This is a genomic window from Pontibacter qinzhouensis (assembly GCF_008017455.1).
Classification (GTDB): domain Bacteria; phylum Bacteroidota; class Bacteroidia; order Cytophagales; family Hymenobacteraceae; genus Pontibacter; species Pontibacter qinzhouensis.
Window position 1 is genome coordinate 33841 of sequence record NZ_VRTY01000031.1, and the last position, 24286, is coordinate 58126.

Below are 24286 nucleotides of genomic sequence, written 5' to 3' on the forward strand. Positions count from 1 at the left end.
ATTTAAAAAATGAGTACAGTAATAAAAGTTGAAAATTTATCTAAGCAGTATAGGTTAGGGGAAGTTGGTTCAGGAACTATATCGCACGACCTGAACAGGTGGTGGCACAAACTAAGAGGAAAAGAAGACCCTTATATTAAATTAGGTGAAGTCAATGACAGAACTATAAAGGGGACCAGTGATTATGTTTGGGCACTCCGGGATATAAATTTCGAAGTAAAACAAGGAGAACTATTGGGCATTATAGGTAAGAATGGTGCCGGAAAGTCTACCCTGTTAAAACTGCTGTCACGTGTTGCATCACCAACTCTCGGTACTATAAAAGCAAAAGGCAGGATAGCCTCTTTACTAGAAGTGGGAACTGGTTTTAACGATCAGTTAACAGGCCGTGAGAATGTATTTCTTAATGGGGCCATCCTGGGTATGACAAAAGCTGAAATTCGCTCCAAGTTAGATGAAATTATAGCTTTTTCGGGAACCGAAAGATATATAGACACACCTGTTAAACGCTATTCTTCAGGTATGCGTGTCAGATTGGCTTTTGCTGTTGCAGCTCACCTTGAGCCTGAAATTTTAATTGTTGATGAAGTATTAGCTGTAGGTGATGCAGAGTTTCAGAAAAAAGCCATAGGCAAAATGCAAGATGTAAGTAAAGGCGGAAACAGAACAGTTCTGTTTGTGAGTCACAATATGGCTGCGATTCAAGCTCTTTGTTCAAGAGCAATTCTGCTTAAGAACGGAAGCGTCTGGAATCAAGGTAATGTTAAGGATATGATTTCCTATTATTTAGCCGACAATGACGGAGCTGAAAGAAAAAGTTACATGCATTGGAAAGAAGGGTCAAGGCCAGGAGGAGAGTCTATAGAAATTATTTCAATTCACCTTGAAGATTCTCATTCAAATAACAATGAGGAATTTTATCTGGATGAAGAAGTTTACATTAAAATTAGATTCAAATCGAAATCTGAAGGAGCTAGAATCAACTATTCAATATCAATTTATGGTAAAGGAGAAGAATACATTTTAGCATCTCCTTCTATCAATGATCCATATTACAGAATCCCATTAGAAGAAGGTATTTATGAATCTTGTTGTGTAATTCCAGCAAACTTATTTAATGAAGGTGACTTTAATATAAGTGTATTATTAGTAAATAATGTCAATAGAGTCATTTGCCATTTAGAAAAGATTATTACTCTCTCTTATATTGATAACGGTAAGAAAAGAGGAAATTATTTTGGTACCTGGAATGGTTTAATAAGACCTGAACTATGTTGGAATACAAAAAAAGTAGAATAAGGGACAAAGTTAAACATAGTTTCAAATTAATTACTAATGCCCTTAGAGGTTCGCATTATTTTAAACCTTATATAGGGTTCAAGAAGTACAACCTCATTATTTATGATGATATTTTTCCTTCTGAAAAATCACTCTTTAGATTTATAGAGTTTAACTATTATATTTCTGCTTTTAAGAATACGAAAGTATTATCTACTGGATCGGCATTAAGATTTCTTGAAGGAACTGAATCTTTTAATTCGATCAGAAATGAGTTTTTGCTTAAAAGAAAAGATGCAAAAGTTTACTTTTATAAGGGATTAGTAAATTTTAATACACAACTGTTGTATTGTGTATTCTTAAGCAATGCTTATAGGATAATTGATTTAGTAGATTACTACAAAATTCCATTTGTTTTTACATTGTATCCTGGAGGTGGTTTTAGATTACATAACGAACAATCAGATATAAAACTAAAGAGAATCTTAGAGTCACCTAATTTGAAAAAGGTGATTGTAACACAAAGAATTACACTTGACTATCTTCTTGCAAAAGGTGTATGTTCTAAGGATAAAATAAGTTATATATTTGGAGTAGTTGGTGATGTAGAAAGTAAAACAAATCATTTGCCTAAACAACGGTTAGGAAGTGAGAAGCATACTTTTGATATTTGTTTTGTTGCTGCTAAGTATACCCCGTTGGGAATCGATAAGGGGTATGATACTTTTATAGCTGTAGCTAAAAAGCTAGTTAAAATATCTTCTATATTTCATTTCCACGTTGTGGGTGGGTTTAACAGTGATGATATTGATATTTCTGAAATTAGTAATAATATAACCTTCTATGGATTTCAAAATATCAATTTCTTAAATACTTTCTTTAAAAGTAAAGATTTAATCCTTTCCCCAAATATACCTTTTCAATTAGCTGACGGAGCTTTCGATGGATTCCCACTAGGTACATGTATAGAAGCTTCTCTAAATGGTGTAGCAATAATGGCGTGTGACGAATTAAACCAAAATGATGGCTATATCAATGAAGAAGAAATTATTATAATAAAGCCTCATGTATCTGAAATAGTAAACAAAATTTTAATTTATAAAGATAATTATTCTAAGTTATTGGCAATTAGTGAAGGAGGTAGGAAAAAAACTTTAGAACTGTATTCTCATGATAAGCAGCTTAATACAAGATATACGATTCTTAAAGAATTTATAAAATGATAAATGTTACAAAGCCATTTTTACCTCCTTTGGAGGAGTATGAAAAGCAGATTAAAGGGATCTGGAAAAGGGAATGGCTAACTAATAATGGTCCTCTGGTAAATGAACTTGAACTAAGTTTAAAAGAGTATTTCGATGTGCCTCACCTCTTTTTTGTAAGTAATGGTACAATTGCATTACAGTTAGCCATTAAAGCACTAGGACTCTCGGGAGAAATAATAACCACTCCTTTCTCTTTTGTAGCTACTACAAGTAGTATCGTGTGGGAAGGATGCGAACCTGTATTTGTTGATATACATCCGGAAACCCTAAATATTAATCCTGCTCTAATAGAATCTGCAATTACACCGAGAACAACAGCTATATTAGCAACACATGTCTACGGTAATCCATGCGATGTTGAGGCTATTGAAGCAATAGCCAAAAGACATAAGCTCAAAGTTATTTATGATGGCGCCCATGCTTTCGGCACAAAATATAATGGAAAATCTGTCTTTCATTTTGGAGATATAAGTACCTTAAGTTTCCATGCTACTAAATTATTTCATACTACAGAAGGTGGCGCTATCATTACACATGATACAGCAATAGCCAAAGAAATTGCTCACATGCGTAACTTCGGGTATGACGGACCAGATAAGTTCCATGGCTTAGGTATAAATGGCAAGAACAGTGAGTTTCATGCTGCTATGGGTTTATGTAATCTGAAATATGTTTCAGAGATATTAAACCGGAGACGAGAAATCTCCGAAAGGTATAATAAAATACTTCGTCCACTTAGAGCCTTTAGACCGGTAATACAAGCTAATGCAGAATTCAATTTTGCATATTATCCGCTTGTATTTGAAAGTGAAGCTGCACTCCTAAAAGCTGTCGAAGCCTTACATGGAGTTTATGCATATCCAAGAAGGTATTTTTATCCATCATTAGAAACACTTAATTATGTAACACCGCAGGAGGTGCAAAATTCAAGTGAATTATCTAAAAAAGTGCTCTGTCTTCCCCTTTATCATGATTTATCTTTTGAAGAGGTAGACATGATGTCAAGAGCTATATTACGAGCCCAAAATTACTAATTTAAATGATAATTTTAGGAGCTAAAGGCCATGCAAAAGATGTGCTAAGTGTATTAGCGAAAAATAAACAACTGCAGGATCTTTACTTTTTTGATGATGTGTCTAAAGATTTATCAGAAAAACTTTACGGCATTTATCCTATTATTAATTCAATCGACGAAGCAAAATTGGTGTTACAGCAGTCACCAGAATTTGCCATAGGACTCGGTAGTCCTAAAAGCCGTTCCTTTCTATGTAGTAAATTTTTAAGCTTGGGAGGAAAACTTCAAGCAGTAATTTCTACAAGTGCTAGCATAGGACAATATGATGTTGAATTGGGGCCTGGTTTAAACATCATGGCAAATGTTTATATTTCGAATGGAGTTAAATTAAGTACTGGAGTACTTATAAATGCAGGTGCCTTACTTCATCATGATGTTAGTATTGGTCGATTCTCTGAAATATCTCCTGGGGCTATTATTACTGGAGAAGTAACAATAGGAGACTTTGTCTCTATAGGTGCTGGTGCAACGATTTTACCAAAAGTCAAGATAGGCAATAATGTTGTAATAGGTGCAGGAGCTGTTGTAACTAAAGATATACCTGATCATACAGTAGCAGTTGGTGTTCCAGCAAAAATCATAAAATCAAACTATTAATGGAAGTGAGCCCAATTGTAAGTGTTTGTATGATAACCTATAACCATGAGCGTTTTATTGCTCAGGCAATAGAAGGTGTATTAATGCAAAAGACAGAATTTCCTATTGAGCTAATAATTGGTGATGATTTTAGCACCGATAGAACCAGAGAAATTTGTATAGATTACCAGAAGAAATTTCCAGAGATTATTAAATTACGCTTACCCCCCAAAAACTTGGGAGTAATGCCTAACTTTATTCAAAATTTACAGGCTTGTAAGGGAAAATATATTGGTATCTGTGAAGGAGATGATTTTTGGACGGATCCGTTTAAATTACAAAAGCAAGTTGATTTTTTAGAAGCTAATCCTGATTTTTCATTGTGCTTTACTGATGCTACAGTTGTAAATGAATTTGGAGTATGTATTGGTAAGAAGCTAACTTCAAGGTACAAAAGAAATCTAACACAAACTGATATTTTATCTAGCACTACCCCACCTACGCTGACTGTTTTATTCAGAGAAAAGGTTTTTTCTTCTATGATCCCTAAAGATCTAAAACTGGTTTTAAACGGTGATACGTTTCTATTTAGCTTGTTAACATATAATGGAGATGCAGCCTATATGGATTACTGCTCAGCTGCTTATCGGGTTCATAACGGTGGGGTCTGGTCTATGATAGATAAAGAAAAGAAATTGAGAAATTCAATTCGTACATTTACCCATTATCTTGAAAGCTCTCCTGTAAAAAATAAAAAAGCTCTAATAAGGAATATTAATTCATTATACAGAGACTATGTTAACTTAAGTATAGAAAATAAGAACAATAAATTAAAGATGGAGCTTTTACGTCAATGCACAGTCTTTAATTTAAAATACAAGAATTTTTATTTTCTAACATTGTTAAAAGTAATATTCAGAAATGTTTAGTACCCATAGATTTATACTCGCTTTGGGTTTAAACCTTTTATATGATTTTACACTTATAGATCAATTGAATTACTATAATTTTAAAAATTTATTTAAATGATAACATATGGTAATTAGTAACTTATAAGTAACAGCTTTAGTATGAGTAAAAGTGAACAAAGATTATAAAGAATAAACAACACTTTTATTTTGTTTAAATAAACTTTTGGAACACAAGGACTTAAAAGAATATTATAAGTGAGTAATATAGTGTTAATAATCCCGACTTATGGTAGAAACTCCTTATTAGAGAGAACCTTATTAAGTCTTTCTGAATGCCATTTTCCTGCTTCTTATACCAAAACTATTGTTATCGAAAATGGTCCAAAAGAACAAGCGGAACAGGTTTGTAAGAAATTTACCAATATTAAATGTGAGTACCAGTACACAGAAATAGCCAATAAGAGTTCCGCACTAAACCAGGTTATCAGCAGTCTTCAGGAAAACACGTTTATTATCTTCTTAGATGACGATATCAGGTTATCAAAAGATTTTCTTACGTCATATGCTAAGGCATTTGAAGATTCTGGTGACGGTTTTATTTACGGAGGTCCACTTGATATTGATTATGAAAAGGAACCGGCTAAATATTATAAGACGTTTCTGCCCATGTCTGCTAAAGGGTGGAAATTGAAAGAAGGAGAAGATTATAAAATTTTTAACATTTTTGGTTGCAATTGGGCTGTTTCATTAAATAAGTTAAATTTGGTCGGTGGGTTTAATCCAAGGTTTGGTCCAAATTCTACCACTGGAGCAACAGGCCAGGAGCACCAGGTTATGTTTAAATTGCAGGACCTGGGGCTCGATTTATGTTATGTTAAAGAGGCGAAAGTATGGCATTACGTTCCAAAAGAAAGAGCGACTATAAAATTTTGTTTAATGCGGAAATATAAGGGTGGCATTAGTACAGGGCTTTTAGAGCCATCTAAATACAGTAAGACGCTCTTATCTTTTAAGATATATAAAAATGTTCTTTCAATGATTATCTACGCCATACTATTCTCCAGAAGCAAATTCATTACTAAATTATTTGACTCTTTCCATATTGCTGGTATCATTAAAGGCCTGAGGTTAAGCAAAAGCACAAATGCCTAAATAAAACAATATATAAATTGATAATAAGCAATCCACTAGTTTCTATAGTAATTCCACTCTTTAACGGGGAGAAATATATCCGGTTTACCCTTGAGTCAATTCTTAAACAGTCCTATACCTTTTGGGAGTGCTTAATTGTTGATGACGGGTCAACGGATCATTCTGTTTCGATTGCGGAAGAGTATGTTCGCAAGGATGGCCGATTTAAAATTATAATCAGGAACAGACTGCCAAAAGGGGGAGGGAGTTGCAGGAATTTAGGTGTATCAAACGCAAAAGGTAAATACCTTATATTTTTAGATGCTGATGATTTTTTAGAGCCCTTTTGTTTAAAACAGAGGGTGAGAGAAATGGAATCTAATCCTGACCTCGGGTTTGGTTTATTTAAAATGTTAAGTTATTACGGATCAAAGGAGAATGCCATTGATGACTGTTTACGAGTATTTCCTGGCTACTCGGCCAATTACATCAGCCGATTTATAAAAGCTGACTCTCCATGGGTTATTTCCTGCCCCATATGGCGAACAGATGTAATAAATGATAAGCCTTTTGACATAAATCTTGCCCGGCTGCAGGATACAGATTTTCATTTAAATATTCTTCTCAATTATCCTGATATCTTGTTTGGGATCTTTGATAGCTTGCCCGCGGATGTGTACTATAGAAAAGAGCAAGAGAGCAGGAATAGATATAAGGATCATAAATTTTTGGATAGAATTATCGAAAGCCGAATCTATTTTATCAAGAAGTATATTAACCTTTGTTTAGCCACAGAGTCTAAAGCTCAATTCTTACCGTACTTAAAGGCTAACCTTATAGATCTTGTTGCGAGGCATACACTGGCTCATAATACAAGTCATGATGAAAAGTTACAGCAGTTAATATCTAGCTCTTATCAGGATGGGGTTCTCAATGGCACGGAATACTATTTATTAAAAATCAGCTATTTCACTTGGAAAAATACATTTACTAGTAAACTTCCATTGCTTAAAGGAGTTTTTAGAACTCTACTTTACAAGCGTGTGAAATTAAACGCCTAATATAGCTCCCTCTTTCCTTTCATATCGTATGGATCCGTTAGTCTCCGTTATTGTTCCCAATTTTAATAATGCCACCTATCTTGAAGAATGTATTGATTCCATTTATAATCAAACCTATTCAAAAATAGAAGTAATATTAATAGATGATGGCTCTACAGATAATTCTTATGAGATTATTAAAAAGTTAGAGGAAAAGCATAGAAGTTTAAAAACCTTTTTTAAAGAAAATGGAGGTCCTTCGTCTGCAAGAAATCTTGGGTTGCGTAAAGCTGTAGGTGAAGTACTTGCATTTATTGATGCGGATGATATTTGGCTTAAGAATAAGTTAGAGAACCAAATATCTGTCTTATTATCAAAAAAGTCTGACATTGCACTTTCAGATTATAATTTACTTATAGAAGGTAAAACTACACCGAGTCATGAGCAGGCACGAACCGACTTTGATAATATCTCACCATTAGAATTTTTTTATGACAACCCTCTAAAAGGTTCTGCCTCTAATGTTATTATTACCCGAAGAGTATATGAGGCAGTTGGCGACTGGGACACGTATTTGAGGTCTAGTGAAGATCCTGACTACTGGCTTAGGTGTATCTTAAATGGCTTCCAAGTATCATATTCTAACACAGTTGATGTGTTAATCAGAAACCATAGCAATAATGCCCGATCTGATAACTCGCGAATGTTCTATTTTCAGTTAATGAGCCTAGACAAATGGATAAAGTTATTAGAATTGCATCAAGTACAAGTTCCTGAGAATTTATTAAGAAAAGCTGTTAGAGCCAGGTTATCGAGAATTAGATATTATGCTAATAAGATGGGAAGACACGATTTAGCTATTTCTACTTTTTTTATAGGGTTAAATTATTTTGGCTTTCGTTTTTTCGATAAATTGACATTTATGCAATTTTTGAAAAGTTTAAAAAAAAATATTTAATAAAAATATGCGTATTGCTGTTGTACTGCCATCCAATGAACCCTTCTCTCCTTTAAGAGGCGGGGCTTTGGCAAGGTGGGTTTACGAAGTATACAGGAGAATAAATGTAGACTGCTTAGTTTTTGCTGCTCCAGACAAGAATGCATATACTGGATTGAATCTGTACCAAGTTCCTACTGAAAATTTCACAAAGTACTTAAAAGGAAGCAAGCAAGTATCTCATCACTTGAAATACAATCTTTATCCTCTTGTCATTGCTCTTTACTGTAAATGGAAAAATATTAATACGATCCATATTCTTAACAGACCGGCTTATGCACTGGTGTTTCGTAAAGTTTTACCCAAGGCACGTATCATTTTACACATGCAAAATAGTCATCTGCTCAGTCTTCCAGACAAGCTATTGGCTGATGTGATGAAGTCTAACGATGAAATTATTTCATGTAGTAAATTTTTAAACGATGAGATAAATGAAAGGACCCAATTTTCATTTGATAAAAAATTAAAAGTAATATTTAACGGGGCAAATACCTATAATTCTGCAATGCTTGCTAATCTGCAAAGCGCCAGGTCGAATAGCGAGAGAAGTATCGTTTTTGTAGGTCGAGTTGTGCGGGAGAAAGGAGTGCTTGAACTGATTAATGCCTTTAGTGAAGTTTGCAAAAGTTTAGATAATGTACATCTGTATATAATTGGCGGCCATCATTTTGGAGATGATTATGAAAGCGATTTTATTCATGAAGTAAAGTTTGAGGCATCTAAATTAAAGGACAAAGTAACATTTACAGGATATTTAACTCACGATCAAATCTTACCCATATTAGTTAATGCTTCTATTTTTGTTTGTCCGTCTACATGGGAGGAACCTTTTGGAATGGTATTAACGGAAGCTATGGCTGTTAAACTTCCTATTATTGCATCAAACAGAGGAGGTATACCAGAGGTAATAGGGAATACCGGTATTCTTATAGAACCTGAGAATACCAATCAATTCGCGGATGCTATTATATATTTATTAGAAAACCCAGATATTGCTAAAGAGCTTGGCTTAAAAGGGCATGAAAGGTTACATAAACATTTTACTTGGGAGCAAATTTCCTCTGAGTTTATATCTTTAATTAAATCATGAATTTATTATATATCAACGGAGGGCTGTCAGTCTCTGAAACATTTATCAAGGATTTACTATTTTCACTTGCAGAAACCACCTCTTTAACATTCTTAACGAGTAGTAATTTTGAGATAAACAATGATAAGGTTAAAGTTAAAAATTTAAGTTATAACCAGACTCGCTCCCCTTTAGCTAACAAGCTGCATTTTATCACGGGGAATAAGTATAAACTTAAATCAGATATTTCTTATGTAAAAAAACGATGCACAGATTTCCTGAGGAAGAATAAGTTTGATGTTGCGTATATTGAATATGGCACAACTTCTGTACTTTTCAGTGAACTCTTAAATCATTTTAACATTCCCTATGTCGTACATTTCCATGGATTCGACGCTTCGTCTGCTTTTAGTAATCCTTCTTACAAACACGAAATTCAGAAGGTATTTCATTCAGCTGCCTCAATAATTGTACCTTCACAACATCTTAAAAGACTTTTAATTCTTCAGGGAGGGGATGTGAATAAAATTTTTGTTGTCCCTTATGGAATTAACAATGATATTATTAAGCCTCATGGCTGGGACAAAAGATTTGAAATATCTCCGAATCCTGTTTTAACATTTGTCGGAAGATTAACGCCTAAAAAGAATCCTATCGCACTTTTATATGCATTCCATACAATAAATCAAAATTTTCCTGATGCAGAGTTAAATATTGTGGGAGATGGGCCCTTAATGGCTGATTGCAGAAAAAAGGTTCATGACTTAGATATCAAAAATGTAAAATTATGGGGAGCCCTTCCAAGACAAAAAGTTTATGAAATATTAAACAAGAGCTGGATTTATATGCAACATAGCGTAACAAGCTATAACGGAGATCAGGAGGGATTACCAAATAGTATTTCTGAGGCATCTGCATTTGGACTACCAGTCGTGTCAACTATTCATAGTGGAATTACTGAGAATGTTTTGGATCGTGAAACCGGTTTCCTGGTTAAAGAATATGATTATGAACAAATGGCCGAAAAGGCAATGACACTTTTAAAAGACAAAGATTTGGTTGTTCGAATGGGAGGAAAAGGAAGAGAATTTATTTTAAATTTGTGTAACCATAAGAAAAGGGTGGAGCAGGTTTATAATTTATTACAAAAGGCAGTTAATTAAAATGAGCAATCCACTAGTTACCATCGGTATGGTAACCTACAATTCTGAAAGATATATAGAAGATGCTATTACAAGTGTTCTTAGCTCAAGTTATACTAACTTTGAATTAATTGTTTGTGACGATTGCTCAACTGATACTACAATCGATAAAGTTAAATCTTTTAAAGATCCCAGAATAAAACTATACACAAACAAAATTAACTTAAAGGAGTATCCTAATAGGAATAAAATAATAACCCTAGCGGATGGAGAATATTTTATTTTTATTGATGGCGATGACATGATTTACCCTCATGGTTTGGACTTCATGGTTAGAATGCTTCATGCTTTTCCTACTTGTGCAATGGCACTGATGGCAAAGCGGAGTACACGATTTTATTATCCTATAGTAGTTACACCACACCAATTTTATGTTAGTCATTTCTTAGGTGAGTCTTTTTTGCGAACAGCTTTTACCAGTATATTATTCAGAACATCTGTACTAAAAGAAGTAAGAGGCTTATCTGAAGACTATCCTAATGGAGATGATTTTATAAGGTTAAAAATTGCTAACAGCCATAATTCTCTTGTAATAAATGATAATATAACCTGGTGGAGACAAACGCCTGGGCAGGCGTCTTCAAACTTGAGCAAGCATCTTGAATTTTATTTTTTAAGACAGAGGATGTATCATTACTTCTTAAATGATACATCCTGTCCTTTATCAGAGGACGAAAAAATGGATGCTTTCTTTAATATAAGAAGAGTTGAGTGGCAGATAATAATAGGTAAAATAAAACGCTTCAAATTTACAGATGCACTTAAATTAATAAAAGGTCTAAATTTGCCTATTCATACCATAACCTGTTATTTTAAATCAAGAAAGATTAAGGATCCGTTTTCTGCATATTCTCCAGTTAAACCATTAAGAGTAAGTTTTGCGGACAATCCATTTAGTAATATCTATTCAAAATGAATTTACCCTTAGTCTCAGTATTGATTCCTGTATACAACTCTGGAGAATATATTTCGGAATCACTTAATTCTGTGTTAAATCAGACTTGGGAAAATGTAGAAATTATTATTGTTGATGATGGTTCTATAGACAATTCTTATACAGTTGCTAAGGCTTTTGAATCAGAAAAAGTACGGGTGTTTAAACAGGAAAATAAAGGAGCATGTGCCGCACGGAATTTTGCATTTTCTGTTTCAAACGGAGAGTTCATTCAATATCTGGATGCGGATGATTTGCTTTCTCCTGATAAGATTGAAAAGCAACTTTATTTAATTTCAAACACTCCCAAATCTGTTGCCTCATGTACATGGGGGAGGTTTTATGATTCTATTACAGATTTTAAACCTGAAGTAAAAGTAGTCAATAAAGATTATGAAAAACCAGTTGAATGGTTAATAGATTCTTGGAGTGGAAGGGGAGCAGCACAGACCTCTGTTTGGTTAACTCCAAGAGAAATAATCAGCGCGGCTGGAGGGTGGAATGAAGAACTTAGCCTAAATCAGGATGGGGAGTTTTTTGCAAGGGTGCTGCTACAAACCGAAACCATAAAGTTTTGCCCATCAGTATTCGTTTATTATAGATCAGGCAATAAAAATAGCATATCCAAGATAAACAATTCTGAAGGTAAGGCTGAATCGCTTCTTAAAAGCTTTGAGTCTTATAAAAAGGTGGTGATGCAAAAATATGACTCACCAATGATTAGAGCTGCACTTGCAATAAATTTTTGTAATTTTATCTACATGTATTCGCCTGCCTATCCTCATCTTGTTGAAAGAGCATGCTTACAGCTAAAGAATTTGTCAGTCAATTGTAGAACTTCAATGGGGGGACCACTATTCAAAGTTCTTGTAAAGCTATTTGGCTTCTTTAAAGCTTTAAAGCTTCGAAACCTATTGAGATAATGAAGATTAATTTCATAACAAATTTATCACTAAACGAGACCTCCGGAGGTGGTTCCGCTGTAAATGCTGCTACCTATCAGCAGTTAAGCCGCTTCTTTGATGTTAACTACTGTGGCCCGATTAATTTACCAATTGATACAGCCTCAAAATTTACATCAAAGCTCAACAGAAGTATTGGTTTACCGGGGAATTATCATTTCTTTTCTGACAACAGGCTGAAGCAAATTGCAGCTAAAGTAGCCGCTGTTAATAAGAATGACTCTGATGCCAACTTCTTTCATGGTTTTACTTCCTGGATTAAGTATAAAAGTAGCCTGCCTTACTATGCTTACGCAGATGCTTGCTTTGCTACTTATGTTTCTATTTATAATAAAGGTATTAAATTTTCTGGATCCGATTTAGAACGTATTTATGCAGCAGAAGCAAAGTGGTTAGATGCTGCTTCTCAAATTTTCTTTAGAAGTAAATGGGCTCTTAACGAGACAAAGAAGCATTATGGTTTAGATGGGCATAACTTTAGTGTAGCTGGTTTAGGTGGATTTATTGATATCCCAGAGTCTTTCCAGAAGATAGTAGATTTCCAGTTCTTATTTATCTCTAAAGAATTTATTCCTAAAGGAGGTGACTTATGTGTTAAGGCTTTTGAACGGTTGCGTGAATATTATCCAAATGCTACAATGATTATAGTTGGAGAGGAACCCCCAAAGGATATTCTTGTTAAGAAAAATGTGGAATATGCAGGCTTTCTTAGCAAGAGTAAGCCAGAGGAGTATGAAAAGCTAAAATGTATTTTTAGTAATAGTTTTGCATTAGTCCATCCTACTAGTAAAGACACGAATGCATTAGTTATAAGCGAGGCGGGTTACTATGGATGTCCATCCATAGCGCCAGCTTCTTTTGCTATACCAGAATTAATAAAAAATAATATAACAGGGCTACTTCTACATACTCCCATTTCTGTTGATGATGTGTATGAAAAGATGAGTTACCTATGTTCTCAACCGAGTAAATATTTAAAAATGAGAGAAAGTGTAAGACAATTTTCAATATCCAATTTTACATGGGAAAAGGTAGGAGAGCACTTTTTTAAAACAATTATTAAATAGTGGCTCATATCCTTTACATTGGTCAATACACAGCAGGTTCTACATCTAGAATGAGAGCCGATAAATTTAAATCATTATTACCTGACCACCAGTTTCACGTTATTAATAGTGATATTCCATTTTATGAATGTAATAAATTCAGCAGGAGTATTGGCTTTAGATTTAAAGTTGGTCCTTTAATTAGCAGTATCAATAACTATATCAAATGTAACGTGAAAGAGCTGGCTTATAAGTTAATTTGGATTGATAAAGGGATATTCATAAATAAGGATACCCTTAAGTTTTTAAAAGCAAGAACATCTAAGCTTATTCATTATACTCCTGATACTGCATTTTTCCAAAATAAATCTTTTTTGTTTGAAAGCGGAATCCATTACTACGATCTATTGATTACGACAAAATCTTTTGATAAAGAAAATTATTTAAAATTAGTGAACGCCGATAAGCTCATTTTTACAACACAAGGATTTGATAAAACAATACACAAACCATATCATTCCTTTTATGAAAAGGAGAAAAGTATAGTTTTTATCGGTTTATGTGAGCCTAGTCGAGAAAGAATACTAACTCACCTTTTGAATGCTGGATTATCTGTAAAATTAGCTGGTTATGGTTGGTCTAAATTTTTGAACAGTAACCATAATAACTTAAAATTTCTAGGTGAAAAATTAGTTGGTGAAGAGTATGCGAAAGCTATTTCTGGTAGCTTGTTTGGATTTGGTGCTTTATCTAAAAAGTTTCCGGAATTGCATACAACAAGAACATTTGAGATTCCAGCTTGTGGAACGGCGCTATTGACAGAAGCGAATTTTGAAACAAATACCTTTTTTAAAAATGATGAAGCTATTTTTTACAAAAATATTTCTGAACTAATTTCGAAAATAAAATATTATTCTTGCAATTTGTCTGAGCTACAAGTGCTAACAGATAGAGGCTATAAAAAGGTAATGAGGAAATACGAGTATGGAGATTTACTGCAGGAAATTGTTAAAGAAATAATCACGTGAAAAAAATAGCCCTAATACATTATCAACCCTTAGAATATTACCCTCCTGTAACAAACTTTTTAGACTATTTAGAAAAGAATTTAAATCATAACATAGAATTAAAGGTCTTTTCATCAAAAAATCAACACCAAAGAGCAACTCATGTTTCAGAAAAAATTGTAATAAAACGCTCTCCTTTTCCGAAGAAAAATGAGAGTTCTGTTGTTAGCTTTTTGAAGCAAATATATTTTAATATCTATACGCTTCTTCAACTACTTAACTACAAACCTGATACAATCTTGTATTATGAAACTTATTCTGCTCTTCCCGCCTTCTTCTATTTAAGATTTATTAATAAAAAGGCAAAATTGCTTATTCATTTTCATGAGTACTTTTCTAAAGACTGGTATGAAGGAGGGATGAAGCTTGTTAAGCTTTATCATAGAATAGAAGTTAATTTTCTTTTTAAAAGAGCTTATTCTATTTCACACACAAATGAATATAGGATGAAATTCTTTTTGGCTGATTACCCATTTTTAAATAAAGACATGCTTTGGGTTTTACCCAATTATCCTCCACTTGTTTGGTCGGATCAATTGAAAAATAAAGTTTTAAAATTTCCAGGTGATGAAAAGGAGCTTAAGTTAGTTTATGTGGGGTCATTGTCACTTAAAGCGACTTATATAAAAGAATTTTGTACATGGTTAGCTTCTTGTAAGTATAAATTTACATTTGATATTTATTGTTTTAATCTAGACCCAGAAACTTCTGATTATCTCAATACTTTAGATATGCCTCAATTTAATTTTTATTCTAGTGGTATAGAATATTCAGGTCTTCCATCAGTATTGCAGAATTATGATATCGGGGTAATTCTTTATAAAGGCTTATCTAATAATAGCAAATATTGTGCTTCAAATAAACTGTTTGAATATTTAGCTTGTGGTTTAGATGTTTGGTTTTCTGATAAAATGCTAGGCACTTATCCTTATATTACAAAAAAATCTTATCCTAAGGTTATAGAAGTTGATTTTGAGAACTTAGCTAGTTTTGATGTTTATGAAGCTTTCAATAGAGATGGTTTAAATATGAAAGATAGTATTTTCTTTGCTGAAAATGTTTACACTAAGTTCCTTGAAGAACTTGTTTAACAAAAATATAAATGGTATTAACTGAACCTTTACGAAATAGGTCTATTACGTCTTTAGGGGCATTATACCTAATTAAATACCTTCTTGTTTTTCTTTTTTGTTATGGATTCATCAGTATTTATTTCAACCTTAACAGTTATTCCGTTATGGCTTTGAGCTTATGGTTTATAACATTAATAAATTTACTGGAAGAACTAGATAGGGAGATTGCCATCAGAGGATTGATAGCCTTTATGTATGCTTTTCAGCTGCTACTGGGCCCCATTCTGAGTTTTAAATATTTGCCTAATTGGGATTATTATTCAATTCCTGTTACAGAAGATGAATATTTCAGTTTTGCTATTCCGGCAATTATAGCCTTAATAATTGGGCTTTATTTCCCTCTATTTAAAGGCAAGTTTAGTTTTGGGCTTTTATCTGCCACAAAAACTTATTTAGCAGATAAGGAAAAAGTTGCTTTAATTCTAATCGGGATTGGTCTAGTATCTTCCTACTTAGTTAAAATAGTTCCTGGTGGGCTAGCTTTCTTTTTCTTTTTACTAAAGAATCTGAAATTTATAGGTGTCTTCTACCTATTCTATTCAAAATCAAATAAAAAGACTACATTATTTATTTTAGTTTTTGGACTATTAGCAATTAATGCTATTACTAGCTCCATGTTCCACGACCTGATTCTGTGGACGATGTTTGTAGGTATGTTATTTACACTTACTAAAAAAATCCCATTTTTTATTAAACTATCGGCGGCTGCAGCAGGCTTTTTTGTTTTATTCTTAGTTCAATCTGTTAAAGGTGAATATAGGAATGCACTTTGGTTTGGCAGTATACCTTCTGGTCAGGAAACTGAGTATTTTCAAAGTTTAATTGAGGAACGAATTTCTGATATGACTACTCTCTTTTCAGACAAAAGTATAAATGGTTTTATTTATCGTATTAATCAAGGATGGATTGTCGGTAACGTATTATATAATGTGCCAACTTGGGAACCTTATGCAAATGGCGAGACGATAGTTGATGGAATTTCAGCAAGTATTCTTCCTCGATTTCTTAATCCTGACAAATATGTGGCAGGTGGTAAAGAATACTTCACCAGATTTTCCGGATTAGTTTTATCATCTGGCACAAGTATGAATATCAGCCCGCTGGGGGAAGCCTATGCTAACTTTGGGTCTTCTGGAGGTGCGCTCTTTATGTTTGCTTTTGGTATGATTTTTAATTTTATACTTGCTTCAATTTACAAATTTTCAAAATTTTATCCTTCTTTAATTCTTTGGCTTCCACTTATTTTCCTACAAGTTGTAAAAGCTGAAACAGATTTTACAACAGTTTTTAATCACCTAGTTAAAGCTTGCTTTATTACTTGGATATTATATAAGTCATTTCCCAGATTTTTAAAATTAAAATTATAGTTCAAAAGTCAACCTCTTCTAAAGATATTGTGAAGAAGTCTGGAGAAGAAAGAACTATTTTGATCACTATGAATTAATAATTCCTAAGAAGCTGTTTTAAAACCTTCTCAAACGGATAAAGTAAAATTTGGGAAATAGGCTAAATAAAGCAGAAATGGACTTTATAGATTTAATCCCGGTTTCTAAAATAGCTTTCAAATAGGTTTTAAAACAGTTTCTTAGCAAGGTGATGAGCTTAATCATGTTTTGTCTATCCAAGGTTACTGATTAAAGGAGGAAAATTGGTAAATTTGGAGGACATCACTAAACCATTGAGTTATTAGTTGGGGGCGAATATATAAATATTATCATGTAAAATATAATTTTAAGCAGATTTGAATTTTAGCCATCCAATACTTAAGAGTAGGGGAAAATGAAAAGCGTTGGTGGCAATTTATATTTTGAAGCTGTTTATTGCAGACATCAGTGAAATATATATCGGCCTGACACATATTAGTGAGTAATCATAAGAAATGCTTGACAACATTTTAGCTATAACGCTTCAGAAGGTTTATCTACTTTTACCTGTTAAAATAAGAGGTAGTGCGTTAGGTATGATGGTATTGTTATTATTTAACTCAATCCTCGAAATTGTTGGGCTTGCTGCCATTCTTCCTATTATTATGATTCTGCTGCAAGACAATATTATCGAAGATATAAAAGTTTTCCGTTGGCTTTACCAATTGTTTAGCTTTGAGTCTCAGACAAATTTTCTAGTTATTTTTGCCGTGTTAGTTATGGCTTTTATGATCGCAAAAAATGTATTTAGTCTTTTGATTTACAAACAGCAAGCAAAATTTTCCTTTAAACTTTACACATATTTCTCATTAAAGCTATTTAAAGCTTATCAGAATAAGGATCTAAAATTTTTTAAATCCCATAATCCTAGTATTATTATCAGGGATATAAATGAAATACCTTATAATTTTGTTTACAATATAATTTTAAATCTAATAACTATTCTTAATGAGTTTATTATTATTGTAATTATATTAATCACAATCTTCTTATATGATCCTCTTTTAGTGCTATTCCTGTTAGTGTTTGTGGTCCCTATCCTTACTATATTCTACAGAGTAGTTAAAAATAGATCTAAAGCTATTCAGCAGGAACTAAATGAAGAAAATCCTAAACTAAACATCAATTTGTTCCAATTTATATATGGATTTATAGATGCTAAAATGAATAACTCGGAAAAATATTTCTTGGAAAACCATAGAAAGCATCTTGTTAAAGTTTCAGAGTTAAATATGCTTGATAGGGTTTTTCAGCAGGCACCTACTAAAGTTATAGAAACAGGTTTGATGGCTACTATAACTATCGTTGCACTTTACGGGCTGCTATTTGTGCGGGATAAACAGCATATCGTAGGGTTACTATCTGTTTTTGCTCTTGCAGCTTATAGAATTCTTCCTTCCATTAACAGATCTATGATAGCCTTAGTTGGGCTAAAAGGTTTTCAATATACTTTTGATGTATTAAATCAATTGACTCATAGTGATACAACTTCCAGCAAAGCTATTTTAGTAGATATTAGTTTTTCTTCTCATATAAAGATAAAAAATGTTTCATTTTCCTATAATAGTGATAAGGGTGTGTTGGATGATGTTTCTTTTAAAATAAAGAAAAATAGTATAACTGGTTTAATTGGTAGATCTGGTTCCGGAAAAAGTACGCTGGTTAATCTTCTGTTGGGTTTTTATGCTCCTACTTCTGGTGAAATATGCATTGATGACGTGCCACTTGAAGTAAAAAATATAACTAGTTGGAGAAGGAAAAATGGCTACGTACAGCAGGACGTTTATATTTTGGATGCTACTTTGGCAGAAAACATTGCTTTTGGTGTGCCCAAAGAAAAAATTGATGCTGATCAACTCGCCCGGGCGATGAGCCTGGCGAGTTTGTCTGATGTTGTGAACCATTTACCAGACGGTGTTAATACCAATTTGGGTGACAGGGGCTCTCTGTTATCGGGGGGGCAAAGGCAAAGAATCGGAATTGCAAGGGCCTTATATCATGGTGCAACGCTGTTGATACTGGATGAAGCCACCAGTGCTTTAGACGCTACGACTGAGAATGAAATCAACGAAGCAGTCAGTCGGTTAGCTGACAATAATATGACCGTTATTATTATTGCTCATAGATTGACTACCTTACGCCGGTGTGACTCGATTATTGAGCTGGAAAGCGGTAAAATAAAGAGAATTTGTTCTTATGGAGATTTGATAAATAAACCTGTTGAGTAGTAATTGATACGCCAGATAGAAATTAGAGATCATGAATTAGAAATAATGCTAATGCGGATATGAACTGGCTGCAAAAAGATTAAAATAACTCTAACAATAAAAATTGAGGCAGCGCTATAGACTGCGTCATAACTTATCGGAAATTGAAATTGTATCTCTCCAGGAAACAGGATACAAGTATCACGACTCAAGACATATGACTTTTTTTCTTTTGTATTTTTCGTAAAACTTTTTTCCAGGAAGTACTGTCGCTGTCTATATATCGTCTAAAAATAATCTTTACAAATTTATGCTATTTTGAAAAAAGGAGTTACTTTCTTCTTCCGTAAGCCTCGCGAGGGTGCCTTTAGTATTGAGAACCTGTTTAGTATCGTGCAGCAACAGCTACAGGGCCAAATACGGTTTCACAATCATTATATGTCCTGTCACAGCTCCGGTTTAAAAAATAGGCTAAACTTACTCCGTGAAGCTGCTAAAAATCACAAGGGGCTTAACCATGTGACGGGTGATATTAATTTTATTACGCTGGCGCTTCCTAAAAGGAAAACAATTTTAACCATACATGATATTGAGTCATTAGAAAGGAAGGGTGGATTAGCCAGCCATTTGCTTCATTTTTTCTGGCTGGTTTTGCCGGTCAAGGCGGCAGGCAAAATTACAGCAGTGTCTGAGCATACAAAATCAAAGTTGCTTCAAAAGGTTTCTGTGGACCCGGATAAGATTATTGTCATCCCTAATCCTGTTTCAGGTATCTATCACTATACACCTAAATCATTCCAGAAAGAGAAGCCACGCTTGTTGCAGATCGGGACCAAGTATAACAAGAATCTGGAGAAACTGATACCAGCCATTGCAGGACTTAGTTGCAGGCTTACCATTGTCGGTAAACTAAGTGAATCTCAAGTAAAGATGCTGGAGCAGCATAAAGTCGATTTTATAAACAAGGTGGGCTTGAGCAATGAAGAATTGCTGCAGGAATACCAGCAGGCAGATATCATAACGTTTGCATCTACTTTCGAAGGTTTTGGGATGCCTATTATTGAAGCCAATGCTGTTGGCCGGGTGGTGCTTACCAGTAACATCGGAGCCATGGCAGAAGTGGCGGCTGATGCGGCCATGTTAGTAGACCCATTAAGCATGGAAGATATCCGGAGAGGTATTGTAGAACTGATTCAGAACGATCAGTTGCGGGAGCAACTCATTCAGAATGGCCTGCAAAATGTGAAAAAATACCGACCTGAAGTTATAGCAGCACGTTACCTGGAGCTATATGATAGCATGTCATTATGAAGAAGAAAACCCGGATCTTACTTACGATCGACTGGTTCCTGCCCGGCTATAAAGCTGGAGGACCTATCAGATCCTGTGCCAACCTGGTTGATCACCTGAAGGAGGAATTCGAATTTTTCATCCTTACCCGCAATACAGACTATAACTCAACAGAGCCATTCCCTGGCATAGAGCCTGATACCTGGCAAAAGCTGTATGGGATAACTATTTATTACTTCTCATCCGGAGAGCTTAGCTATCGCACCTTAAAGCATGTGATGAAGGAGGTGCAGCCGGATATTATCTATATCAATGGAATTTTCTCACGCTACTTCTCCCTCTATCCGCTCTTAATCTCTCGGTCGTTGAAAGCCAGGAGAGTAATAGTGGCGGGAAGAGGAATGTTTGCGCCAGGAGCAAGGGAAGTAAAAGGTGGTAAAAAACAACTTTTCTTTAAAATTGCCCGGTATGTTGGGCTTTACAAATCGATTTTGTTTCATGCAACCAATGAGTTGGAGGCCGGACATATACGTCAGGTACTGGGTAAGAAAACGCCGGTTATAATGGCATCGAACCTGGCTGCTAAGTATAACGGGCAGGGTAAGTCAGTGAGCCTCGAAAAGAAAGTAAATCAACTCAGGCTGGTAAGCTTTGCCCGTATCTCTCCTGAAAAGAATACCCGCTATGGTCTGGAGGTATTGGCCAGTAACAGGTTCGAGGGGGAGATAACGTATGATCTGTTTGGGCAAATTAATGATACGGCCTATTGGAATTCCTGCCTGGAAATAATAAAAGTATTGCCTGCCAATATTCAGGTTACTTACAGAGGAAGCATAGACAATACGGAGGTACCTGCTGCCTTGCAGCAATACCATGCCCTGTTTTTGCCTACCAAAGGAGAAAATTTCGGACATGTTATTCTGGAGAGCCTGACGGCAAGCCTGCCGGTGATAATCAGCGACAAAACCCCCTGGCGAAACCTGCATGAGGCTGGTGTAGGGTTCGATTTGCCACTGGAGCAACCAAATAAATTCCATAAAGCTATCGAAAACCTGCTTAAAATGCCGCAGGAAAACTTTATAACTATGCAGGCAGCTGTCGCAAAATATGCTCTAGAGGTGCTGCAGGACGAAGAAACTTTGACAGCTAACATAGCCTTATTCAGTTTGGAATAAGAATGTAAAGTCAGCAACTCCTAAATAAAAACGGATTATAAATGCTCCTATTAGGGCCATTGAAGTACATTTTTCAGTATTTATAATTTGGCGAAACTCCATGATAAAAGTTAAGAGGCAAACTTTACCTTATTCTGGGTCTTTTTAGGTTGAGTTTCCATACTAGCTCTCCTTAACATTTCTGCATCTCACTACAACAAGTTTTTTAATTCAAAGGTGGTCTAAATTAAAAAAATGCTAAATTCGCACCGGTATTTTAAATAGTGCTACAATTCCATTAATCTATAAGAATGAACAACAATAATAACCTGGTAGTTGAAAACGCGAAGATTGCTGTCATTGGGCTTGGCTACGTTGGTCTGCCGCTTGCCATAGAACTAAGCAAGAAATATGATGTGTTAGGGTTTGATATAAATGAAGTACGGGTAAAGGAACTGGGCGAAGGCCAGGATCGTACCCAGGAAGCAGATGTGCAGGACCTGGAAGCTGTCATGGCTCTGAAGGGAGTTGACAGGAAGGGGAGAATCGGGCTGTATTTTTCATCTGACACAAAGGAGCTGCGGAAGTATAATACCTTTATTGTAACAGTTCCTACACCTATAGACCAGTTTAAAGCACCAGACTTAAGACCATTAATCAAAGCCTCTGAAATGCTTGGTAAGATTTTAAAGCGTGGTGACTTGGTGATCTATGAGTCTACGGTATACCCGGGCTGTACGGAAGAAGATTGTGTGCCTGTGCTGGAAAAAATTTCAGGCCTCCAATTCAATAAAGATTTCTTCGCCGGATATTCACCGGAACGCATCAACCCTGGCGATAAAATTAATACCCTCACAAAAATTAAGAAAGTGACGAGCGGCTCCACACCTGAAATTGCGGAGCGGGTAGACGATATTTACCGTTCTATTATTGTAGCAGGAACCCATAAGGCTCCAAGTATAAAAGTGGCGGAGGCTTCGAAGGCAATTGAGAACGCCCAGCGGGATGTGAACATTTCGTTCGTTAATGAGCTTGCCCTTATTTTTGACAGGATCGGTATTGATAGCCACGATGTGATTGAAGCCGCAGGAACGAAGTGGAACTTTCTGAAGTACAAACCCGGCCTGGTTGGAGGGCACTGCATTGGTGTGGACCCCTATTACCTGGCGCACAAAGCGGAGTCCCTGGGTTACCACCCGCAGGTGATTCTGTCAGGACGACGTGTAAATGACAACATGGGGCAGTTTGTTGCCAATAAACTGGTGAAGCTGATGATCAACAAAGACCAAAAGATAAAAGGGGCTAAAGCGCTAATAATGGGTTTTACCTTTAAAGAGAACTGTCCGGATGTGCGGAACACACGTGTAATTGATATTTATCATGAACTGGTTCAGTTTGGAATGGATGTTGACATTTATGACCCTTGGGCAAATTCAGAGGAAGTGCGGCATGAATATGGTATACAAATAGAAAGCAACCTGAACGAAAACCATGTTTATAATGCTATCGTTGTGGCTGTTGCTCATAATGAGTTCCTGAGCATCGACTTTGCCAAGTTGAAGCGAGATAATGCCGTTATTTTTGATACAAAAGCATGTTTAAATAGGGATCTGGTGGACGCGCGTTTGTAAGATGAGTTTTGTTAAGGTGAAGCAGCAGCCTTGACCTCACAGTGTTTTCAAGACTTGTGGGTGCCTGGGGTAAGGGCAGCAGGAAATTTATCGAAATAGGAAACCCTCATTAACCACCCCTGCATCTCCTTGAAAAAAGGAATTTGATTAGTATTTTTTGCTGAAGTTTACTCGAAGTAAAGCTATTCTAACAATTTGAGTAACTCCCCTAAGGAAAATGGATAGAAATGCTTCTAGATATGTCATTACATACCTTATTTTAACATTTCTAATGTTGCTAAATATCATATTTCGTGTTGGGAAGGAATAATACTAAGGTAGTGTTTAGCACTTCCATAGTGTTTTCCCTAATCATCTCTTTTCGCAGTCATGTATAGTTTCCGGCCACAAGATCTTTCCAAAATGACAGAAAAATAAATATAGTTTTGGAATGAGGTTTATGCAATTGGGTATAAGAGCATGTTTAAATTTTGGTGATTGGCAGAAAAAGAGCGAGTCAGCACGTAAGCCATAGAGTAACCACACCTTATAGCTTATGCAATCTCAGTATCAGAGACTCACTGACTCGCAATGGGAAGCGATTAAAGAAGTGCTTCCTACTTAACGCAAACGCAATCACAGTTTACGGGTTATCGTGGACGCCATTTTCTGGTGCCTTCGCATCGGCCATCAGTGGCGGAACCTTTCCGAGAGCTTCCCCAAGTGGCAGTTGGTCTACTACTATTTCAGGAAGTGGCAGAGAGACGGCACCCTCGAGCGCTTGAACTGGTCACTCAACAAACTGGAGCGTCAGCGGGTCAACAAGGAGCCTACCCCGAGTCAGTTGCACATTGACACCCAGTCTGTTAAGGTTGCTCCTTTCGTGGCAGAGGACACGGGAGTGGACGGCAACAA

General features: G+C 35.2%; 21 protein-coding genes. All 21 read left to right on the forward strand.

Annotation, left to right across the window (positions count from 1 at the left end; all coding sequences use genetic code 11):
- Nucleotides 1-9: 9 nt before the first annotated feature.
- Nucleotides 10-1299: an ABC transporter ATP-binding protein gene (locus FVR03_RS10080; RefSeq protein WP_147921623.1), complete on the forward strand. Its 1290-nt coding sequence runs from the start codon at nucleotides 10-12 to the stop codon at nucleotides 1297-1299.
- Nucleotides 1272-2501 (forward strand): glycosyltransferase, encoded by a 1230-nt coding sequence (locus FVR03_RS10085; protein WP_147921624.1) that lies wholly within the window; start codon nucleotides 1272-1274, stop codon nucleotides 2499-2501. The genes FVR03_RS10080 and FVR03_RS10085 overlap by 28 nt, the downstream gene beginning before the upstream one ends.
- Nucleotides 2498-3577, forward strand: coding sequence for a DegT/DnrJ/EryC1/StrS family aminotransferase (locus FVR03_RS10090; protein ID WP_147921625.1), 1080 nt, complete (start codon nucleotides 2498-2500; stop codon nucleotides 3575-3577). Before FVR03_RS10085 ends, FVR03_RS10090 begins: the two co-directional genes overlap by 4 nt.
- Before the next feature lie 5 nt (nucleotides 3578-3582).
- Entirely contained in the window at nucleotides 3583-4215 is a 633-nt protein-coding gene (locus FVR03_RS10095) for an acetyltransferase (protein ID WP_147921626.1), read from the forward strand.
- A gap of 5 nt (nucleotides 4216-4220) precedes the next feature.
- The gene (locus tag FVR03_RS10100) at nucleotides 4221-5123 is read left to right on the forward strand and encodes a glycosyltransferase (RefSeq protein WP_222707204.1); all 903 of its coding nucleotides are present in this window, start codon (nucleotides 4221-4223) and stop codon (nucleotides 5121-5123) included.
- A 237-nt stretch (nucleotides 5124-5360) separates the two neighbouring features.
- Complete coding sequence (locus FVR03_RS10105) at nucleotides 5361-6257, forward strand: glycosyltransferase family 2 protein (RefSeq protein ID WP_147921628.1); 897 nt, start codon at nucleotides 5361-5363, stop codon at nucleotides 6255-6257.
- Nucleotides 6258-6274: 17 nt separating this feature from the next.
- Entirely contained in the window at nucleotides 6275-7297 is a 1023-nt protein-coding gene (locus FVR03_RS10110; RefSeq protein ID WP_187270112.1) for a glycosyltransferase family 2 protein, read from the forward strand.
- 28 nt (nucleotides 7298-7325) lie between these two features.
- Nucleotides 7326-8234 carry a glycosyltransferase family 2 protein gene (locus FVR03_RS10115; protein ID WP_147921630.1) on the forward strand — a complete coding sequence of 303 codons (909 nt, stop codon included), beginning with the start codon at nucleotides 7326-7328 and terminating at the stop codon, nucleotides 8232-8234.
- Between the two features lie 7 nt (nucleotides 8235-8241).
- Nucleotides 8242-9363, forward strand: coding sequence for a glycosyltransferase family 4 protein (locus FVR03_RS10120; protein ID WP_147921631.1), 1122 nt, complete (start codon nucleotides 8242-8244; stop codon nucleotides 9361-9363).
- Nucleotides 9360-10505 carry a glycosyltransferase family 4 protein gene (locus FVR03_RS10125; protein WP_147921632.1) on the forward strand — a complete coding sequence of 382 codons (1146 nt, stop codon included), beginning with the start codon at nucleotides 9360-9362 and terminating at the stop codon, nucleotides 10503-10505. Before FVR03_RS10120 ends, FVR03_RS10125 begins: the two co-directional genes overlap by 4 nt.
- 1 nt (nucleotide 10506) lies before the next feature.
- Nucleotides 10507-11460, forward strand: coding sequence for a glycosyltransferase family 2 protein (locus FVR03_RS10130; protein ID WP_147921633.1), 954 nt, complete (start codon nucleotides 10507-10509; stop codon nucleotides 11458-11460).
- Entirely contained in the window at nucleotides 11457-12401 is a 945-nt protein-coding gene (locus FVR03_RS10135; protein ID WP_147921634.1) for a glycosyltransferase family 2 protein, read from the forward strand. Before FVR03_RS10130 ends, FVR03_RS10135 begins: the two co-directional genes overlap by 4 nt.
- Entirely contained in the window at nucleotides 12401-13507 is a 1107-nt protein-coding gene (locus FVR03_RS10140; protein ID WP_147921635.1) for a glycosyltransferase family 4 protein, read from the forward strand. Before FVR03_RS10135 ends, FVR03_RS10140 begins: the two co-directional genes overlap by 1 nt.
- Nucleotides 13507-14514, forward strand: a complete 1008-nt coding sequence (locus FVR03_RS10145) for a CgeB family protein (protein ID WP_147921636.1) — start codon at nucleotides 13507-13509, stop codon at nucleotides 14512-14514. Before FVR03_RS10140 ends, FVR03_RS10145 begins: the two co-directional genes overlap by 1 nt.
- Nucleotides 14511-15644, forward strand: a complete 1134-nt coding sequence (locus tag FVR03_RS10150; RefSeq protein ID WP_147921637.1) for a glycosyltransferase family protein — start codon at nucleotides 14511-14513, stop codon at nucleotides 15642-15644. The genes FVR03_RS10145 and FVR03_RS10150 overlap by 4 nt, the downstream gene beginning before the upstream one ends.
- A 146-nt stretch (nucleotides 15645-15790) precedes the next feature.
- Entirely contained in the window at nucleotides 15791-17053 is a 1263-nt protein-coding gene (locus FVR03_RS10155; RefSeq protein ID WP_147921638.1) for a hypothetical protein, read from the forward strand.
- A gap of 512 nt (nucleotides 17054-17565) precedes the next feature.
- On the forward strand, nucleotides 17566-19338 hold the full coding sequence (locus FVR03_RS10160) for an ABC transporter ATP-binding protein (protein ID WP_147921639.1): 1773 nt from the start codon (nucleotides 17566-17568) through the stop codon (nucleotides 19336-19338).
- 297 nt (nucleotides 19339-19635) lie between these two features.
- Complete coding sequence (locus FVR03_RS10165) at nucleotides 19636-20628, forward strand: glycosyltransferase (protein ID WP_147921640.1); 993 nt, start codon at nucleotides 19636-19638, stop codon at nucleotides 20626-20628.
- A complete protein-coding gene (locus tag FVR03_RS10170) occupies nucleotides 20625-21782 on the forward strand; it encodes a glycosyltransferase family 4 protein (RefSeq protein WP_147921641.1) in 1158 nt (385 codons plus the stop codon). Before FVR03_RS10165 ends, FVR03_RS10170 begins: the two co-directional genes overlap by 4 nt.
- A 290-nt stretch (nucleotides 21783-22072) precedes the next feature.
- A complete protein-coding gene (locus FVR03_RS10175) occupies nucleotides 22073-23392 on the forward strand; it encodes a nucleotide sugar dehydrogenase (protein WP_147921642.1) in 1320 nt (439 codons plus the stop codon).
- 634 nt (nucleotides 23393-24026) lie between these two features.
- Nucleotides 24027-24286, forward strand: a 260-nt coding sequence (locus FVR03_RS10180; RefSeq protein ID WP_187270113.1) for a transposase, incomplete at its 3' end; no start/stop codon positions are given.

Coding starts and splice junctions, on each gene's coding strand:
- FVR03_RS10080 (WP_147921623.1), top strand. CDS start 10: ATGAGTACAGTAATAAAAGTTGAAAATTTATCTAAGCAGTATAGGTTA.
- FVR03_RS10085 (WP_147921624.1), top strand. CDS start 1,272: ATGTTGGAATACAAAAAAAGTAGAATAAGGGACAAAGTTAAACATAGT.
- FVR03_RS10090 (WP_147921625.1), top strand. CDS start 2,498: ATGATAAATGTTACAAAGCCATTTTTACCTCCTTTGGAGGAGTATGAA.
- FVR03_RS10095 (WP_147921626.1), top strand. CDS start 3,583: ATGATAATTTTAGGAGCTAAAGGCCATGCAAAAGATGTGCTAAGTGTA.
- FVR03_RS10115 (WP_147921630.1), top strand. CDS start 7,326: ATGGATCCGTTAGTCTCCGTTATTGTTCCCAATTTTAATAATGCCACC.
- FVR03_RS10120 (WP_147921631.1), top strand. CDS start 8,242: ATGCGTATTGCTGTTGTACTGCCATCCAATGAACCCTTCTCTCCTTTA.
- FVR03_RS10125 (WP_147921632.1), top strand. CDS start 9,360: ATGAATTTATTATATATCAACGGAGGGCTGTCAGTCTCTGAAACATTT.
- FVR03_RS10130 (WP_147921633.1), top strand. CDS start 10,507: ATGAGCAATCCACTAGTTACCATCGGTATGGTAACCTACAATTCTGAA.
- FVR03_RS10135 (WP_147921634.1), top strand. CDS start 11,457: ATGAATTTACCCTTAGTCTCAGTATTGATTCCTGTATACAACTCTGGA.
- FVR03_RS10140 (WP_147921635.1), top strand. CDS start 12,401: ATGAAGATTAATTTCATAACAAATTTATCACTAAACGAGACCTCCGGA.
- FVR03_RS10155 (WP_147921638.1), top strand. CDS start 15,791: ATGGCTTTGAGCTTATGGTTTATAACATTAATAAATTTACTGGAAGAA.
- FVR03_RS10160 (WP_147921639.1), top strand. CDS start 17,566: ATGCTTGACAACATTTTAGCTATAACGCTTCAGAAGGTTTATCTACTT.
- FVR03_RS10170 (WP_147921641.1), top strand. CDS start 20,625: ATGAAGAAGAAAACCCGGATCTTACTTACGATCGACTGGTTCCTGCCC.
- FVR03_RS10175 (WP_147921642.1), top strand. CDS start 22,073: ATGAACAACAATAATAACCTGGTAGTTGAAAACGCGAAGATTGCTGTC.